The following is a 16,591-nucleotide window of genomic DNA, read 5'->3' as shown; positions in this document are numbered from 1 at the left end:
GGCGGGGACGGCGGGGACGGCGGGGACGGCGAGGGCGGTGGCGGCGACGGTGACGAGCCCGAGACCCCCGCCACCGGGATCTGGCCGCGCCGCCTGGAGCGGGCCAACTGGGTGCTGCTCGGTCTGACCGCGATCGCCACGGTCATCACCGCGATCCGGTACTTCACCGAGGACGTGGACGCGGGCCACACCCAGCGCGACAACTGGGCTCCGGTGCTGGTCTGCGCCGTCCTGTTCGCCCTGAGCCTTGCGGCGGCGCTGCTCCGGCCCTTCCTGCTCACCACCAAGCGGTGTGTGCTGATGTCGGTCGCGGCCACCACGGTCTTCGTCCTCGGCACGGTGACGATCTGGCAGGTCGTCAACAACGACAAGAACATCAACACGATCGTCGGCACCGCCGTGCAGTCGGACGCGGACACGAAGCGGGTGCTCGGGCAGTACTTCGGGCCGAAGGTGATGAGCGGTCTGAAGCTGATCCCGACCGGACTGTTCATCCAGGGCGCGAAGTTCACGGGCCCGCAGGAGGTCGAGGTCAACGGCTACGTGTGGCAGCGCTACACCAAGGACATCCCGGAGACCAGCCGCGCGGTGACCTTCCCCGAGGCGCCCGACGGCTACTCGATGGACGAGGTCTACAAGGTGGACCTGCCGAACGGGCAGCAGGTGCGCGGCTGGCACTTCAACCTGACCCTGCGGCAGAAGTTCAGCTACGGCAAGTACCCGCTGGACAAGCAGAACATCTGGCTGCGGATGTGGACGGTCAGCGCCTTCCAGCCCGAGATGATCGTGCCGGACTTCTCCTCGTACCCGCCCTGGAAGTACGACCGTCTCGGCCTGGACCAGTCGATCGTGTCCGAGGGCTGGAGCCCGTACTACACGGCGTACAGCTATCAGGAGCACGAGTACTCGATGACCTATGGCGTACGGCCCTTCTCGGGCCCCAACGTCAAGGCGCCGGACATGTACTTCAACATCGGGGTCGCGCGCAGCTATGCGGGACCGATGACCGGCAAGCTGCTCCAGTCGCTGTTCATCGCCGCGATCATGTTCCTGGCGCTGTTCGTGTACACGAAGGACGACCGGCGCAATCCGCGGTTCGGCTTCTCGACGTGGACGGCGATCTCGTTCGCGGTGTCGCTGCTGCTCGTGGTGGTGGTCGACCAGACGCAGATCCGGGAGATCGTCGGCGACACCTCGCTCAGCTACATGGAGTTCTTCGCGATCGCCCAGTATGTGGTGATCATGGGCATCTTCGCCAACGCGATCATTCTGGGTACGGAGACGAAGATCAGGGCGCTTGAATGGCGGGACAATCTCTTGCCGACGCTTCTGTACTGGCCGCTGCTCATCGGGTTGTTCTTCCTGTTCACGGTGATCGTGTTCGCCAATTAGGCGAGCTGCGGGGGCCGAGGCTTCGCCCTCGGCCCCCGCATCCGGACTTCGTCCGGATCGCCTCAATCGCCGGCGCGGCTGACGTCCTCGAACAGCTTGCGGGCCTTCTCCGTGAACACCGCGCCCCAGGCCGAGTTCTCGAAGGCCGGCTCCTTGGGGCGGGAGCTGGTGACGGCGACCTGGACGTCCTCGCCCTCGGGGGTGCGGGCGTACCAGGGGCCGCCGCTCGCGCCGTGGGTCAGGCGGCACGGGGAGAGCTGTTCGCCGCCCTTGAGGCGCTCGTCGGTGAGGGCCGTGACGGGGCCCGAGCAGTACTGGAGGGACTCGCCGTCGTACGGCTTGTCGACGGGGTAGCCGAGCGCCGTCTTCTCGCCCGCGACCGGCTCGAAGACCGCGCGCCGGGCGCCCGTGACCTCCTCGACGCGGCGGCCCTGCTCGTCGGGGCCGAGGAACAGGAACGCGAAGTCCACCTCGTGGTCCTCCGCGGTCTGCCAGGCACCGTCGATGCCGCCGGACTTCGCCACGTAACTGCCGTGCGGCTTCGCGCCCTTGTCGTACGCGGGGACGAAGAGCATCCGCTTCATCCAGCCGCCCGCGGCCTTGAGATGCACACAGTGCGCGGCCGTGGCGATCACGCTGCGGTTGGCGGATTTCACGACGGCCGCGGTGCACGAGGCGTCGCGGTCGGGGCCGCCCTCCTCGGCCGGGCGGATCGTCAGGAAGAGCTTGCCGACGTTGCGGACGGGCTCGGCGCCGAGGGTCCAGGGGACGCCGTCGGGGCCCTCGCCGCCGGGGGCGTGGCGGGCGGCTTCGCGCATCCGGTCCTCGGTCCAGTACGCGCGGACGGCGGCGTCGGAGGCGTCGGGGGCGTAGACGGCGGGGGCCGAGGGGGCCTGGGATGCGGGGCCCGATGGGGCCTGTGGAGTGAACGCAGTCGCAAGGAGTGCTCCGGCGACTACGGAGAGTATTCCGATCATGTCTCGAACATAAGGCGGAGGGCAGATCATGGCTCGTCAAAGAGGGCCGCTGCGGGAATAGCGGGTACCCGGGCGATGCTCTCGGTTACAGAGACGACCGGAAGGCAGGGCGATGGCGCACGACGCGGACGAGTACCGGATCGAGCACGACTCCATGGGTGAGGTGCGGGTCCCCGCGCACGCCAAGTGGCGCGCGCAGACGCAGCGCGCGGTGGAGAACTTCCCCGTCTCCGGACAGCGCATCGAGCGCGCCCACATCCGTGCACTCGCGCAGATCAAGGGCGCCGCGGCCAAGGTGAACGCCTCGCTCGGCGTCGTCGACAAGGACATCGCGGAGGCGATCGAGTCCGCCGCGGCCGAGGTCGCGGAGGGGCGCTGGGACGAGCACTTCCCCGTGGACGTCTTCCAGACCGGCTCCGGCACCTCGTCCAACATGAACACGAACGAGGTCATCGCGACCCTGGCGACCGAGCGCCTCGGCCGTGACGTGCACCCCAACGACCACGTGAACGCATCCCAGTCGTCCAACGACGTCTTCCCGTCCTCGATCCACATCGCCGCGACCGAGGCGGTGACGCGGGATCTGATGCCCGCCCTGGAACACCTGGCCGCCTCTTTGGAGCGCAAGTCCGAGGAATTCGCCGAGGTCGTGAAGTCCGGGCGTACGCATCTGATGGATGCCACGCCGGTGACCCTGGGCCAGGAGTTCGGCGGGTACGCGGCCCAAGTCCGGTACGGCGTCGAGCGGTTGAAGGCCTCGCTCCCCCGGCTCGCGGAGCTGCCGCTCGGCGGGACCGCGGTCGGCACGGGCATCAACACCCCCGTCGGCTTCTCGGCCGCGGTCATCGCCGAGGTCGCCGACGCGACCGGCCTCCCGCTGACCGAGGCGCGCGACCACTTCGAGGCGCAGGGCGCCCGGGACGGTCTGGTCGAGACGTCCGGACAGCTGCGGACCATCGCGGTCGGCCTCACGAAGATCGCGAACGATCTGCGCTGGATGGCCTCGGGCCCGCGCACCGGCCTCGCGGAGATCAACCTGCCCGATCTGCAGCCGGGTTCGTCGATCATGCCGGGCAAGGTCAACCCCGTGATCCCCGAGGCCGTCCTGATGGTCGCGGCCCAGGTGCAGGGCAATGACGTGACCGTCTCGGTGGCGGGCGCCGCCGGGAACTTCGAGCTCAATGTGATGCTGCCGGTGCTCGCCAAGAACGTCCTCGAATCCGTACGGCTGCTCGCCAACGCCTCCCGGCTGCTCGCCGACCGCACCATCGACGGGATCACCGCCAACGCCGAGCGCGCACGGGAGTACGCCGAGTCCTCGCCGTCGGTCGTCACGCCGCTCAACAAGTACATCGGGTACGAGGAGGCGGCGAAGGTGGCGAAGAAGTCCCTCGCCGAGCGGAAGACGATCCGGGAGGTTGTCCTCGAAACGGGTTATGTCGAGCAGGGGTTGCTGACGGAGGCGCAGCTGGACGAGGCGCTGGATGTGCTCCGTATGACACGCCCATGACGCCTCCGCGCTGATCCCGCCACCTAATATCTGGTCATGAACGAGCACGGCAGGACCGCAGACGGAGTGGAGCGCTGGGCGCCCGGGAGCCACATTCTGTGGCGCTACCGCGAGAACGGCGGCGATCAGATCCACATCTGCCGCCCCGTGACCGTCGTGCGCGACACCGCCGATCTGCTCGCCGTGTGGATGGCGCCCGGGACCGAATGCGTACGGCCGGTGCTCGCCGACGGGACGCCCGTGCACCACGAGCCGCTGGCCACCCGCTACACGAAGCCGCGCGCCGTGGTGCGCGACCGGTGGCACGGCGCCGGGGTCCTCAAGCTCGCGCGTCCCGGGGCGCCCTGGTCGGTCTGGCTGTTCTGGGAGCAGGGCTGGCGGTTCAAGAACTTCTACGTCAACCTCGAGGAGCCGCTGGCCCGTTGGTCGGGCGGCGTCGACTCCGAGGACCATTTCCTCGACATCTCCGTACAGCCCGACCACAGCTGGCACTGGCGGGACGAGGACGAGTTCGCCGAGGCCCGGCGGGCCGGTCTGATGGACGCCGGGCAGGCACGTGCGGTGCGCGAGGCGGGTCGTGCGGCCATCGAGGTCGTACGGGCCTGGGGCTCCCCGTTCTGCGACGGGTGGCCTCAGTGGCGTCCGGATCCGGCCTGGCGCAGACCGGTTCTGCCCGAGGACTGGGATCGTACGCCCGCGCGTGTGTCCACATGAGACCCTTGATGCGCCCCCAGGGAGCAAACGTAGGATCGTCCTCCGGAAGTAGGAACTGACAGGGCTTGCGCATCACTTGACGGAGTGTCACTGAGATTCGGCAGGGACGTGGACATAGGGCACGCGCGCGGCTCGATCGGCGGGGCCGGACGCGGCGCCCCGGACGGACGGATTCGACACGCGTGACGGAGCACCCCACCTCCCACGACGGCGGCCGCGCGAAGGCCGCCGGAGCGACCGGCCCCGCGCAACCTCGCGGGGCGGTGCTGCATTCCCCGGACACCCCTGCGGCCATGGCATTACCCGCGCAGGGCGAGCCGTCGGGGGCCGAGCACGCGCAGGTCCCGGAGGGGCAGGCGCCCTCGGAGGCGCGCCCCGGACCGCGGCCCGGATCCCAGTCGGACACGTCCTCGGGCGCCGGCCCGGCTGCGGGTCCCGGCGCGTCATCCGGCACCTCCTCCGCCACGTCCCCCGGTACGTCCCCCGGTGCGTCCTCAGGCCGTACGAAGAGGGGGTCCAAGTCGTCCGCGCGCCGCGCCGCCGAGCAGGACGGCCCGCCCGGAAGCTCCGGCAACTCCGGTGGCGTTCCCGCCGCACGCGGCGGTGGCGACAAGGCGCGCCGCGAGGGCGACCGGCTGCGGTTCGTGGGCGCGGCGACGCGCCGGATCGCCCGGGGCATGGACCTCGACGAGATCGTGATGGGCCTGTGCCGGGCCACCGTGCCGACGTTCTCCGACGTGATCCTCGTCTATCTGCGCGATCCGCTGCCCGTCGGCGAGGAGCGTCCCGTCGGGCCCGTGGTGCTGCGGCTGCGCCGCACCGACCGGATACCCGACTCCCCCGAGGATACGGAAGACTCCGTGACCGACGGCGTACTGCAACCCGTGCTCCAGTTGCAGCCGGACGCCGGACCGGCCGCGGAACTGTGCGAGGTGCAGACCGGCGGAGCGCTCGCCGAGGTGTTGCGCGGGGTCCGACCGGTGTTCGGGGAGTCCGCGACCTCGCGGGCCGCGCTGACCGAACTGCTCGGCGAGGACCGCCCGTTGCCGGTCGCGCGCCGGGTGATTCTCGCTCCGCTCAGGGGGCGGCGGCGGGTGATCGGGGCGGCGGTGTTCCTGCGGCGGCCCGAGCGGGCCGCTTTCGAAGGGGACGATCTGCTGGTCGCGGCGCAGCTCGCGACGCACACCGCGCTCGGGATCGACAAGGCGGTCCTGTACGGGCGCGAGGCGTATATCGCCGATGAGTTGCAGCGCACGATGCTCCCGGAGACGCTGCCGCAGCCGACGGGTGTGAAGCTCGCGAGCCGCTATCTGCCGGCCGCGGAGACCGCCCGTGTGGGCGGTGACTGGTACGACGCGATTCCCTTGCCCGGCAGCCGAGTTGCCCTGGTTGTCGGCGATGTGATGGGCCACTCGATGACCAGCGCGGCCATCATGGGGCAGCTGCGGACCACCGCGCAGACCCTCGCCGGGCTCGATCTGCCGCCGCAGGAAGTTCTCCATCATCTGGACGAGCAGGCCCAGCGGCTCGGCTCCGACCGGATGGCGACCTGCCTGTACGCGGTGTACGACCCGGTCGCGCACCGCATCACCATCGCCAACGCGGGGCATCCGCCGCCGGTGCTGCTGCACATCGGCGGACGTGCGGAGGTGCTCCGGGTGCCCGCGGGGGCGCCGATCGGGGTGGGCGGGGTCGACTTCGAGGCCGTGGAGCTCGACGCTCCGGCCGGGGCGACGCTGCTCCTGTACACCGACGGTCTGGTCGAGTCCCGGCTGCGGGATGTGTGGACCGGGATCGAGCAGCTGCGGGAACGGCTGGCGGCGGCTGCGGAGTTGACCGGGCCTGATCACTCGCCTCCGCTGGAAGCGCTCTGCGACGACGTGCTCGACATGCTCGGCCCTGGTGACCGGGACGACGACATCGCGCTGCTCGCGGCCCGCTTCGACGGGATCGCGCCCAGCGATGTCGCGTACTGGTACCTGGAGCCCGAGGACTCCGCGCCCTCGCGGGCCCGGCGGCTTGCGCGGCGGGCGCTCGAGCGGTGGGGGCTCGAGTCGCATACGGATGCGATCGAGCTCCTGGTCAGCGAGGTCGTGACGAATGCGGTGCGGTATGCGTCGCGGCCGATAACGCTGCGGCTCCTTCGGACCGACGTGCTGCGGTGCGAAGTCGTGGACGACGTACCGCAGTTGCCGCGGCTGCGGCAGGCGCGGGCCACGGATGAGGGTGGGCGGGGGCTGTACCTGGTCAACCGGATGGCTCGCCGGTGGGGGGCGACCCGGTTGTCCACCGGGAAGGTGGTGTGGTTCGAGCTGAATCGGTGAGGGGTGGGACCGGGGCTTCGCCCCGGACGCCCTCATCCGAACTTCGTTCGGATCTGCTCAAGCGCCGCAGGGGCTGAAAGTTCCGGTCACAGCAATGTGAGCTGAAGCGTCGCGCTGTACTCCCCCGGTGGGACGAAGCCCGGGAGGGTCAGGGAGAGGGTGGCGTCGGCCTTGAACTTGCCGCCTGTCATCGGGGTGCGCATGTGGTGGCCCATGGTGCACAGGGAGGACGCCTGCGCACCGAGCGGACCCGGGGTGCCGGCGATCGGGCGGCCGACGCTGCCCGTCTGGGCGGTGCAGGACGGGGACCAGGTGACCGAGCCGGCCGGGATGGTGCCGCCGTTGTCGTTGGTCAGGTTCGTGAGCGTCGCCGTCAGGGACCAGCCGATGTTGCGGCCGCGCCCGTCCGAGACCGTGACGGTGTTCAACGCGCCGGTCGCGGTGGACTGTTGCCCGAGGTCGAGGGAGCCGAAGTCGACGGCGTCACCGGCCTGGGTCATCGCCAGCGGTCCCGGGGTGATGTAGGTGGCCAGGTGCTGCCGGCCCTGAGCGCCGCCGGAGCCGTGTTCTGGTGGTGGGGTGCGGTCCGCGTGTTCGGAGGCCGGGGACGAAGGGTCGTCGACTGTCGGGGCGTCGCCGCCTGAGCTGCCTGGACCGCCCGTGCCGCCGGGGAACGAGTCGGCCGGCCGGGACGGGTCCGGGCTCGGGTCGTCAGGGGCCGGCTGTCCGTCCCGTATGCCGAGCGGGGCGGTCGCTTCCCGTGCCCCGTCGAAGATCCGCAGCTGGTGGTCACCGGCCGGCACCACGTCCCGGCCGGCGAGGGTGACCGTCCCGGAGAGCCGTCCGTCGGGGGCCACTTCGAGCGCGGTACGGGCGAACTTGGCCGGACTGCACCCCGTACCGTCCTGGCCGCACAGCAGCGCACGCGGCGCGGAGCCCGGGGTCCAGCGCATACCGCTCAGCCCGATCACGGCGCCGGGCACCGCGGAGCGGTCCGCCGCGGTGAGGGTGGCGGCGGGGCGGGGTTCGCCCTTGACGTCGACCGTGCCGATCGCGTCCGCCCCGGACCGTACGGCACAAGGGGTCTCGAAATCCCGGTCGAGCACGTGGGTGACGGTGAGGGTCCGGGTGGGCGTGAGCCGCACCGGTCCGCGGGCGTCCGGCGGCATCATGAAGTCACCTTCGTACGAAGGGACTTGGATGCGCTCGGGGGCGAGGGGCACGTCGACGGGGGCCTGCCGGCCGAAGACGGTGACCGTGCCGTCCGCGCCGCCGGACAGCGCGAACTCGATGCCCGCCGTGAAGGGTGCGTCGTCCAGCGCCAGCGGGCTGGTCGCGGGGCTCGGGCCGAGGTCCACCTCGACATGGACGGTGCCGCCGGGGGCGACCTCGGCGGGGGTGATCCTGACCGTGATCGTCTGCCGCCCGCTCTTGTCGCCCTGACCGGCGGGGAGTCGGCACTCGACGGTCGGTTCGGTGGTGACGCCCTGGGCGGCGGACGCCTCGCGACCCGGCGACTCGGCGGCTCCCGCCGCACCCGTCGAGAGCAGCAGGCCGAAGACGGTGGCCGCGGCGAGGCGGCGCGGGAGCACAGGTCTTCGCACCGGCATCAGGGGCCCCCTTCGTCCGCGTCGGCCGCCCTGCGCACATCCCGTACACAACCGGCACACACATCTGACGCACATTCAGATGTGCGGGGGCGGAGAAGTCAAGGCAGGTGGCGGCGTTACCGCCGGGAACCTCAACCGCCGCACGGGCAGGTGGGGTTGTACACGCGAAGGCGCCCGGAACCGTGACGGTTCCGGGCGCCTTCCGTGCCGGTGCTAATCCCGGGGTTTGCCCTGATCGTTGTTGGGGTCGTCCGGGTCCGGGTCGATCGTGATCGGCGGCTCGTACGTCGGATCCCCGGTCGTCGGCGGTTCGGTCGTGGGATCGTCCGTCGGCGGTTCGGTCGTGTGGTCGTCCGTCGGCGGCTTCGTCGTCGGATCCTGAGTCTCCGGCGGCTCCGTCGTCGGCGGCGGGGTCGTCGGCGGGGTGGTGGTGGGCGGCGGGGCGACGCCCACGCCCATGTCCGTCTCCAGGTCGAAGCGCGCGTCCGAGCCGCCGTTCAGGGCGCCGAGGGTGTACGCGGCCCAGATGCGGGACGGGAAGCCGGAGCCGTGGATGGTGTCCTCGCCGCCGGCGCCGCGCAGGGAGACGTGGTTGCCAGCCGCGGCCGGCTTGCCGTCGGGCCGCTTCAGGCCTCCGCCGCCCTCGGGCGCCTCACCGTAGATACCGACGACGGTGACCAGTTCGGGGGTGTATCCCGCGAACAGCGCCGAGACGTTGTTGTCGGACGTACCGGTCTTGCCCGCGGCCTTGTACTTGCCCGCGTACTCGCCCTTGAGCACGGTGGAGCCGGTACCGTCACTGGTCACGCCCTGCAGGACCGAGGTGATGGTGTCGGCGGTCTCCCGCTTGATCACCTGGTCGCCGATCGGCTCGGGGACCCACTCCCCGGACTTCGAGTGCTCGGCCTTCGCGATGATCGACGGCGTGACCTTCTTGCCGTGCGCGTCGAAGGTCGCGTACACACCGGCCATGTCGAGCGGACTGGCACCCATGGACCCGAGGGTCATGGCGGGGTGCGGGTCGAACTCCTTCATACCGAGGGCTTCCGCGGTCTCCTTGACGTTGTCCATGCCGACGTCCGCACCGAGGCCCGCGAACACCGAGTTGATGGACTTGTCCATGCCGCGCTGGACGGTGACGTCGCCGTAGTCGTCGTTGCCCTCGTTCGGCGGTGCGTAGGTCTGGCCGCCACCGAAGTCGATCTTCGTCTTGCTGTCGCCGTCGTAGATCGTGTTCGGCGTGATCGGCCGGCCGTCCTTGGTCGACCTGTTCTCAAGGGCCGAGGCCAGGATCACCGGCTTGAAGGTGGAGGACGCCTGATAGTCGCGCTGGATCGCCATGTTGTGCTGCGTGAGCGCGTCCTCGCCACCGTAGAGGGCGACGATCTTCCCGGTCTTCGGGTCGACGGAGACGGCGCCCGCCTTCACCGCGGCGTCCACCTTGCGGGACTTCGGGTCGAGCTTGTCGGTCAGCTGGTCGGCGACCGCCTTCTCCAGCGACTTCTGCTTCTTCTTGTCGATGTTGACCGTGATCGTCCAGCCGCCCTGGTCGATCTTCTTCAGCGCCTCTTCGGCGGTGATCTCGTCGGTCTCCATCAGATGCCGGGCGAGCTCGTTCTTGGCGGCTTCGACGATGTAGCCGTTCTGGCCCTTCAGACCCGGGTTCTGCGTGGGCTTGATCGGCTCCTTGAACTTCTGCTCGGCACGCTCGCTCGGCGAGAGCCAGCCCATCTCGACCATGTTGTCGAGGGCGTACGCCCAGCGCTGCTTGGCGAGGTTCTTGCCCGTCTCGGAGGCGATGGCCCAGTCGTACTGGTTCGGCGCCTGGAGCAGGGCGGCGAGATACGCGCCTTCGGAGAGGGAGAGGTCCTCCGCGTCCTTGCCGTAGTAGGCCTGGGCCGCGGCCTGGATCCCGTTCACGCCCCGGCCGAAGTAGCTGGTGTTCAGATACCCGGCGAGGATCTCCTCCTTGGAGACCTGACGGTCGACCTTGAGGGCGATCACCAGCTCCTGCACCTTGCGGTTGACCGTCTGTTCCTGGGACAGGTAGAAGTTCTTCACGTACTGCTGGGTGATCGTCGAACCACCCTGCCGGCCCTTGCCCATGAGCGTGTTGAGGACACCGCGGCTCGTGCCCTTGATGTCGACACCGGGGTCCTTGTAGAAGGTCTTGTTCTCGGCCGCGACGACGACTCGCTGGATCGGCTTCGGGATCTTGTCGAGGCCGACGATCTCGCGCTTGGTCTCGCCGACGTTCGCGATCGTCTTGCCGCTCGCGTCCTTGTAGACGTTGCTCTGCTGCGTCGCGTCCTCATTGGGATTGGGGATGTCGACATACACATACAGGCCGACGGCAGCCGCCATCCCGAGCAGGATCATCCCGAAGAAGGTTCCGAGGATCTTCTTCCAGGTGAATATTCGGCGCAACAGACTCCGATCATCGCGGTCACGGCGCGTGGCGGCCCGGCGGCGGTCGGCGCGGCTGCCCTGATCGCCTCCGCCGTCACGCGCGTATCCGGTGCCGGCTCCGGGTCCTTGCCCGTAGCCGTCCGAGGGTCCGCGCCCGTAGCCGTCCGACGGGGAACCGACCGGGCGGTGTCCGCGCTGCTGACCGGCGTCCGGTCCGCGCTCCATCCGGCGGGCGCCGGCCGACGGCGGGCTCGCTGCTCGGCGGACACCGCCGCCGCGCTGCCTCGCTCGCCTTTCTTCCGCTCGGCCCATGGTTCGCGTTGCTCCAGTCGTGTCTCGGCTTCCCCCGGGTCAGCTCAGAAAGCTAACACCGCAGCTGGGGACAAAGGGATGACGATCCGGTCTTTTACGGACGTGACAATCAGCACCTGTCCTACAGGAACCGACTACCGCGGGGCTCGAACGGTTGCTCCTCCGGATGTGAAGGATCGGTTCCGGTGCCGCCACCCGTCCGGTTTGCGGGAGTTGACACGGATTCGCGACGCTTCACAGTCCTGTGGCGCTGCTCTCGTACGCACGATAAAGTGATAGCAGTTTGCTAGGTCGGCGGGGGCGTCTCGTCGGCATGGACACCCACGGGGAGCCGGACATGACCACTCAAGACACCACCCCCACACCCGACGTTCCGCAGATGCCGGAACCGCGCGTACGGGAGTTCCAGGCGCATTCCATCGGGGGCGGACTCGCCCTGCTCTTCGGGCTCGTCGGGCTGCTCGGCGGTGTCGGGCTCGTGGTGGGCGCGACGGCCGTGGACTCGGGCGGCGCGAAGGCGGCGCTGATCATCTCCGGGATCCTGATCGGTCTCGCCGCGTTCCTCGCGATGTGCGGTCTGAACATGGTCGCGCCAGGCGAGGCCCGGGTGGTCCAGCTCTTCGGGCGTTACCGCGGGACGATCCGCGAGGACGGTCTGCGCTGGGTGAACCCGCTCACCTCGCGGACCAAGATCTCCACGCGCGTCCGCAACCACGAGACCGCCGTCCTCAAGGTCAACGACGCCTACGGCAACCCCATCGAGCTGGCCGCGGTCGTCGTGTGGAAGGTCGAGGACACCGCGCAAGCCTCGTTCGAGGTCGACGACTTCGTCGAGTTCGTCTCGACGCAGACCGAGGCGGCCGTACGGCATATCGCGATCGAGTACCCCTACGACGCGTACGACTCGGAGCAGCTCTCCCTGCGCGAGAACGCCGAGGAAATCACCGAGAAGCTGGCCATCGAGCTGCACGCGCGGGTCGAGGCGGCGGGTGTGCGGATCATCGAGTCCCGGTTCACGCACCTCGCGTACGCACCCGAGATCGCCTCCGCGATGCTGCAGCGCCAGCAGGCCGGTGCGGTGGTCGCGGCGCGGCAGCAGATCGTCGAGGGTGCGGTCGGCATGGTCGAGTCGGCGATCGCGCGGATCGCGGAGCAGGACATCGTCGAGCTCGACCAGGAGCGCAAGGCCGCGATGGTGTCCAACCTGATGGTGGTCCTGTGCGGTGACAGGGCGGCGCAGCCCGTGATCAACACGGGGACGCTGTACCAGTGAGCCCGGAGCCCGAACCCGAGCACGAACCCGGTGCCGGTCCTCGTCAGCGGTCGGCCGGCGCGGCTCGTAAGCAGGTGCTGCTCCGGCTCGATCCGCTCGTGTACGACGCGCTCGCGCGGTGGGCGGGCGACGAACTGCGGTCCGCGAACGCGCAGATCGAGTTCCTGCTGCGGCAGGCGCTCAAGGACGCGGGACGACTGCCGGGGGCGGCGGGGCCGCTGCCTCGCAGGGGGCGGCCGCCCAAGTCGTAAGCCAGGGGGCGGGCCCGTCGCGCCTGCGGCGGGCGGCCGCCCCGCCCGGGCATGAGACAGGGGCGAAGCCAGCTATACACCCCACGTATACACGCGAGGTATACACACCGTGTAGAGTCGCCGGCATGTCCATCGGTCACACACTTCTGGGCCTGCTCGAGAGCGGCCCCCGCCATGGTTACGACCTCAAGCGCGCCTTCGACGAGAAGTTCGGGCACGACAAGCCGCTGCACTACGGGCAGGTCTACTCGACGATGTCCCGGCTCCTGAAGAACGGCCTCGTCGAGGTCGACGGCGTGGAGGCCGGCGGCGGGCCCGAGCGCAAGCGGTACGCGATCACGGAAGCCGGGATCACCGACGTACAGCAGTGGCTGGCGACGCCGGAGAAGCCCGAGCCGTATCTCTCCTCGACCCTCTACACGAAGGTCGTGCTCGCGCTGCTCACCGGCCGTGACGCCGGCGATCTGCTCGACACGCAGCGCTCGGAGCATCTGCGGATGATGCGGATCCTCACCGACCGCAAGCGCAAGGGCGATCTCGCCGACCAACTGATCTGCGACCACGCCCTGTTCCACCTCGAAGCCGATCTGCGCTGGCTCGAGCTCACCGCCGCGCGTCTCGACAAGCTGGCGAAGGCGGTGACCGAGGGATGAGCGCGCCTGCCGGTTCCCTGTTGTCCGCGCAGGATCTGCGCAAGGCCTACGGGCCGACCGCCGCGCTCGACGGCGCGCACTTCTCCATCCACGCCGGCGAGGTCGTCGCCGTCATGGGCCCCTCCGGGTCCGGCAAGTCGACGCTCCTGCACTGTCTCGCCGGCATCGTGCCGCCGGACGCCGGGACCATCACGTACAACGGCCGTGAGCTGAGCGGCATGAGCGACGCCGAGCGCAGTGCGCTGCGCCGCTCCGACTTCGGCTTCGTCTTCCAGTTCGGCCAGCTCGTCCCCGAGTTGAGCTGTGTCGAGAACGTCGCGCTTCCGCTGCGTCTGAACGGCGCCAAGCGCAAGGAGGCCGAGCGCACCGCGCTCACCTGGATGGAGCGCCTGGAGGTCGACGACCTCGCGAAGAAGCGTCCAGGCGAGGTCTCCGGCGGTCAGGGCCAGCGCGTCGCGGTGGCCCGCTCCCTGGTCACCGGCCCGCGGGTGCTGTTCGCGGACGAGCCGACCGGTGCGCTCGACTCGCTCAACGGCGAGCGGGTGATGCAGCTCCTGACGGATGCGGCCCGCTCGACCAACGCCGCCGTCGTCCTCGTCACGCACGAGGCCCGGGTCGCCGCGTATTCGGACCGCGAGATCGTCGTACGCGACGGCAAGTCGCGTGACATGGAGCACGTGCTGTGAACGGGTGGATCAGGGATCTGACAATGGGCGCCCGGTTCGCCGTCACCGGCGGGCGCGAAGGGTGGATGCGTGCGGTCCTCACGGCGGTCGGCGTCGGGCTCGGGGTGGCGCTGCTCCTTGTGACGACGGCCATCCCGAACGCGCTGCAGTCCCGGGAGATACGCGGCGAGGCCCGCGACGACTACCAGATGAGCGACCAGGTCATGCCCAAGGGCGACGACACGGTGATCGTGGCGCAGGTCGACACGGTGTTCCGCGGCGAGGACGTACGCGGCCGGATCATGCAGCCCGAGGGTGCCGAGGCCCCGCTGCCGCCCGGGCTCTCGGCCTACCCGAAGGCCGGTGACGTCCTGGTGTCGCCCGCACTCGCCGAGCTGCTGAAGTCCGGCGGCGCGGAGCTGCTCGACCGGCGCATCGACGGCAAGGTCGTCGGCACGATCGGCGACGACGGACTCATCGGGCCGCATGAACTCTCGTACATCAAGGGCGCGGACGACCTCGTGCCCACCGGCTACCGGATGCACCGCCTCGACTCGTTCGGCACGGACGCGCAGCGCGAGGAGATGGATCCGCGGCTGCTGCTGCTCACACTGATCATCTTCATCGTGCTGCTCATGCCCGTGGGCGTGTTCATCGCCACGGCCGTACGGTTCGGCGGCGAGCGGCGCGACCGGCGGCTCGCGGCCCTGCGCCTGATCGGCGCGGACGGCCGGATGGCGCGCCGGATCGCCGCGGGCGAGGCCTGCGCCGGGGCGCTGCTCGGCCTTGTCGTCGGCGGTGGACTGTTCCTCGCCGCACGGCAGTTGGCGCCCCGGCTCCAGGTGATGGACATCAGCGTCTTCTCGCACGACCTCGCCCCGGCTCCCGCGCTGGTCGTCCTGGTGGCGCTCGCGGTGCCGGCCGCCGCGGTGGCGGTGACGCTGTTCGCGCTGCGCGGCGTCGTGATCGAGCCGCTCGGCGTGGTCCGCACCGCGAAGCCCTCCCGGCGCCGGCTGTGGTGGCGGCTGCTGCTCCCGGTCGCCGGGCTCGCCCTGCTCTCCCCGATGATCGGGAAGGGCAACGAGAACGGGGACTTCAACCAGTGGATGGTCACCAGCGGTGTCGTCCTGCTCCTGGTCGGCATCACGGCGATCCTGCCGTGGCTGGTCGAGGCGGTCGTCGCCCGGCTCGGCGGCGGTGCGGTGTCCTGGCAACTGGCCGTACGGCGCCTGCAGTTGAGCAGTGGCTCGGCGGCCCGCCTGGTCAACGGCATCGCGGTCGCGGTCGCGGGGGCGATCGCGCTGCAGATGCTGTTCGCGGGCGTGTCCTCGTACTACACGAAGGAGACCGGCGAGGATCCGGCGCGTGCGGACCTCAGCCTGTTCCTGCCCGAGTCCCCGGACACCTTCCGCCAGCTCGCCGAGCAGCAGCGCGCGCTGCGGGAGACCCCCGGTGTCACCAAGGTGACGGCGCCGGTCGCGCAGACCGTCGCGGCCGACCGGGCCGTCGACCCCGAGGGCAACGCGTCGGTCACGAGCGGGAGTTGTGCCGCGCTGCGTGATCTGGCCGGGCTGCCCTCCTGCAAGGACGGCGATGTGTTCCAGGTGGTCGGCGCCGAGTACGACGAGGAGACCCCCAAGCTCGCGAAGCCCGGCGGCACGGTCTATCTGAACCCGGCGTACGGGACCTCCAAGAGCAAGGCCCTGCGGTGGCAGCTGCCCGCGCAGCTCAAGGAAGCCACCCCGAAGGCCGCCCCGGGCGGCGGGGAGACGAGTGGCTTCCTGGTGACGACGGGTGCGCTGCCCGAGGCCGCGCGGCAGTCGATGACGGGACATGTGTACGTCAAGACCGACCCGGCGGTGGCGGACGCGCGGGACGAGGTGCGCACCGCGGTCGCGCAGATCGCGCCGCTCACGGAGGTCAACCAACTGGCGGCCACGGAACGGTCGCAGCGCTTCGACTCGATCCGTACGGGGCTGTTCGTCGGCGCGACCTGCGTGCTGCTCCTCATCGGCGCGAGCCTGCTGGTCTCGCAGCTGGAACAGCTCCGCGAGCGCCGCAAGCTGCTCGCGGCCCTGGTCGCGTTCGGCACGCGGCGCCGCACCCTGAGTCTGTCGGTGCTGTGGCAGACCGCCGTCCCCATCGCGCTCGGACTGCTGCTCGCCGCGGGCGTCGGTCTCGGGCTCGGTGTGGTCCTCCTGAAGATGGTCGACACCGCGGTGGCCGTGGACTGGCCGTCGGTCCTGGCGATGACGGGCATCGGGGCGGGGGTCGTCCTCGCGGTCACGCTGCTGAGCCTGCCGCCGCTGCTGCGGATGATGCGGCCGGCTCGACGAGCCCCGCAAGGGACTTCCCGTCCTGATGAAGGCGCTGCCCAAGATCCTGGCGGAGCTGCCTGAGACCCGGCTCCTCGTCGTGGGGCGTGGCGACGAGGAGGAGGCCGTGGCCTCGCTGCCGGCCGAGATGCGCTCGCGCGTCGAGTTCCTCGGCATGGTCAGCGA

At 70.3% G+C, this 16,591-nt stretch carries 10 protein-coding genes and 3 pseudogenes; 10 read left to right on the top strand and 3 right to left on the bottom strand.

The window, feature by feature from the left end:
- Positions 1-1,392 (top strand): annotated as a pseudogene (locus tag G6045_RS31060) (hypothetical protein); the annotation flags it as partial.
- A gap of 62 nt (positions 1,393-1,454) precedes the next feature.
- Here the strand turns inward: G6045_RS31060 and G6045_RS31055 are convergent.
- The gene (locus tag G6045_RS31055; protein WP_165335492.1) at positions 1,455-2,369 is read right to left on the bottom strand and encodes a trypsin-like serine peptidase; all 915 of its coding nucleotides are present in this window, start codon (positions 2,367-2,369) and stop codon (positions 1,455-1,457) included.
- 112 nt (positions 2,370-2,481) lie between these two features.
- On the opposite strand from G6045_RS31055, the gene G6045_RS31050 reads away from it, so the two are divergent.
- The 3 genes from G6045_RS31050 (at position 2,482) to G6045_RS31040 (ending at position 6,917) form a co-directional block, all read left to right on the top strand.
- Positions 2,482-3,879, top strand: a complete 1,398-nt coding sequence (locus tag G6045_RS31050; RefSeq protein ID WP_165335491.1) for a class II fumarate hydratase — start codon at positions 2,482-2,484, stop codon at positions 3,877-3,879.
- Between the two features lie 36 nt (positions 3,880-3,915).
- Positions 3,916-4,593: a cytidylyl-2-hydroxypropylphosphonate hydrolase gene (gene fomD / locus G6045_RS31045; RefSeq protein WP_165335490.1), complete on the top strand. Its 678-nt coding sequence runs from the start codon at positions 3,916-3,918 to the stop codon at positions 4,591-4,593.
- Between the two features lie 182 nt (positions 4,594-4,775).
- A complete protein-coding gene (locus G6045_RS31040; RefSeq protein WP_165335489.1) occupies positions 4,776-6,917 on the top strand; it encodes a SpoIIE family protein phosphatase in 2,142 nt (713 codons plus the stop codon).
- 86 nt (positions 6,918-7,003) lie between these two features.
- Here the strand turns inward: G6045_RS31040 and G6045_RS31035 are convergent, their stop codons facing one another.
- Both G6045_RS31035 and G6045_RS31030 read right to left on the bottom strand, forming a co-directional pair.
- Positions 7,004-8,527 (bottom strand): hypothetical protein, encoded by a 1,524-nt coding sequence (locus G6045_RS31035; protein ID WP_165335488.1) that lies wholly within the window; start codon positions 8,525-8,527, stop codon positions 7,004-7,006.
- Positions 8,528-8,740: 213 nt separating this feature from the next.
- Complete coding sequence (locus G6045_RS31030; RefSeq protein ID WP_165335487.1) at positions 8,741-11,248, bottom strand: transglycosylase domain-containing protein; 2,508 nt, start codon at positions 11,246-11,248, stop codon at positions 8,741-8,743.
- Between the two features lie 313 nt (positions 11,249-11,561).
- Here G6045_RS31030 and G6045_RS31025 point away from each other — a divergent pair, with 313 nt between their 5' ends.
- The 6 genes and pseudogenes from G6045_RS31025 to G6045_RS31000 all read left to right on the top strand — a co-directional run.
- Entirely contained in the window at positions 11,562-12,521 is a 960-nt protein-coding gene (locus tag G6045_RS31025) for an SPFH domain-containing protein (protein ID WP_408056383.1), read from the top strand.
- Positions 12,518-12,769, top strand: a pseudogene (locus G6045_RS31020) (hypothetical protein); the annotation flags it as partial. The gene G6045_RS31025 and the pseudogene G6045_RS31020, both read left to right, overlap by 4 nt.
- 128 nt (positions 12,770-12,897) lie before the next feature.
- On the top strand, positions 12,898-13,425 hold the full coding sequence (locus G6045_RS31015; protein WP_165335484.1) for a PadR family transcriptional regulator: 528 nt from the start codon (positions 12,898-12,900) through the stop codon (positions 13,423-13,425).
- Entirely contained in the window at positions 13,422-14,111 is a 690-nt protein-coding gene (locus G6045_RS31010; protein WP_165335483.1) for an ABC transporter ATP-binding protein, read from the top strand. The genes G6045_RS31015 and G6045_RS31010 overlap by 4 nt, the downstream gene beginning before the upstream one ends.
- A gap of 23 nt (positions 14,112-14,134) precedes the next feature.
- The gene (locus G6045_RS31005) at positions 14,135-16,489 is read left to right on the top strand and encodes an ABC transporter permease (protein WP_235968423.1); all 2,355 of its coding nucleotides are present in this window, start codon (positions 14,135-14,137) and stop codon (positions 16,487-16,489) included.
- Positions 16,413-16,591: pseudogene (locus tag G6045_RS31000) on the top strand (glycosyltransferase family 4 protein); the annotation flags it as partial. The gene G6045_RS31005 and the pseudogene G6045_RS31000, both read left to right, overlap by 77 nt.

The organism is Streptomyces mesophilus (assembly GCF_011044995.1).
Classification (GTDB): domain Bacteria; phylum Actinomycetota; class Actinomycetes; order Streptomycetales; family Streptomycetaceae; genus Streptomyces; species Streptomyces mesophilus.
This window is presented reverse-complemented; position numbering and strand designations above follow the sequence as displayed.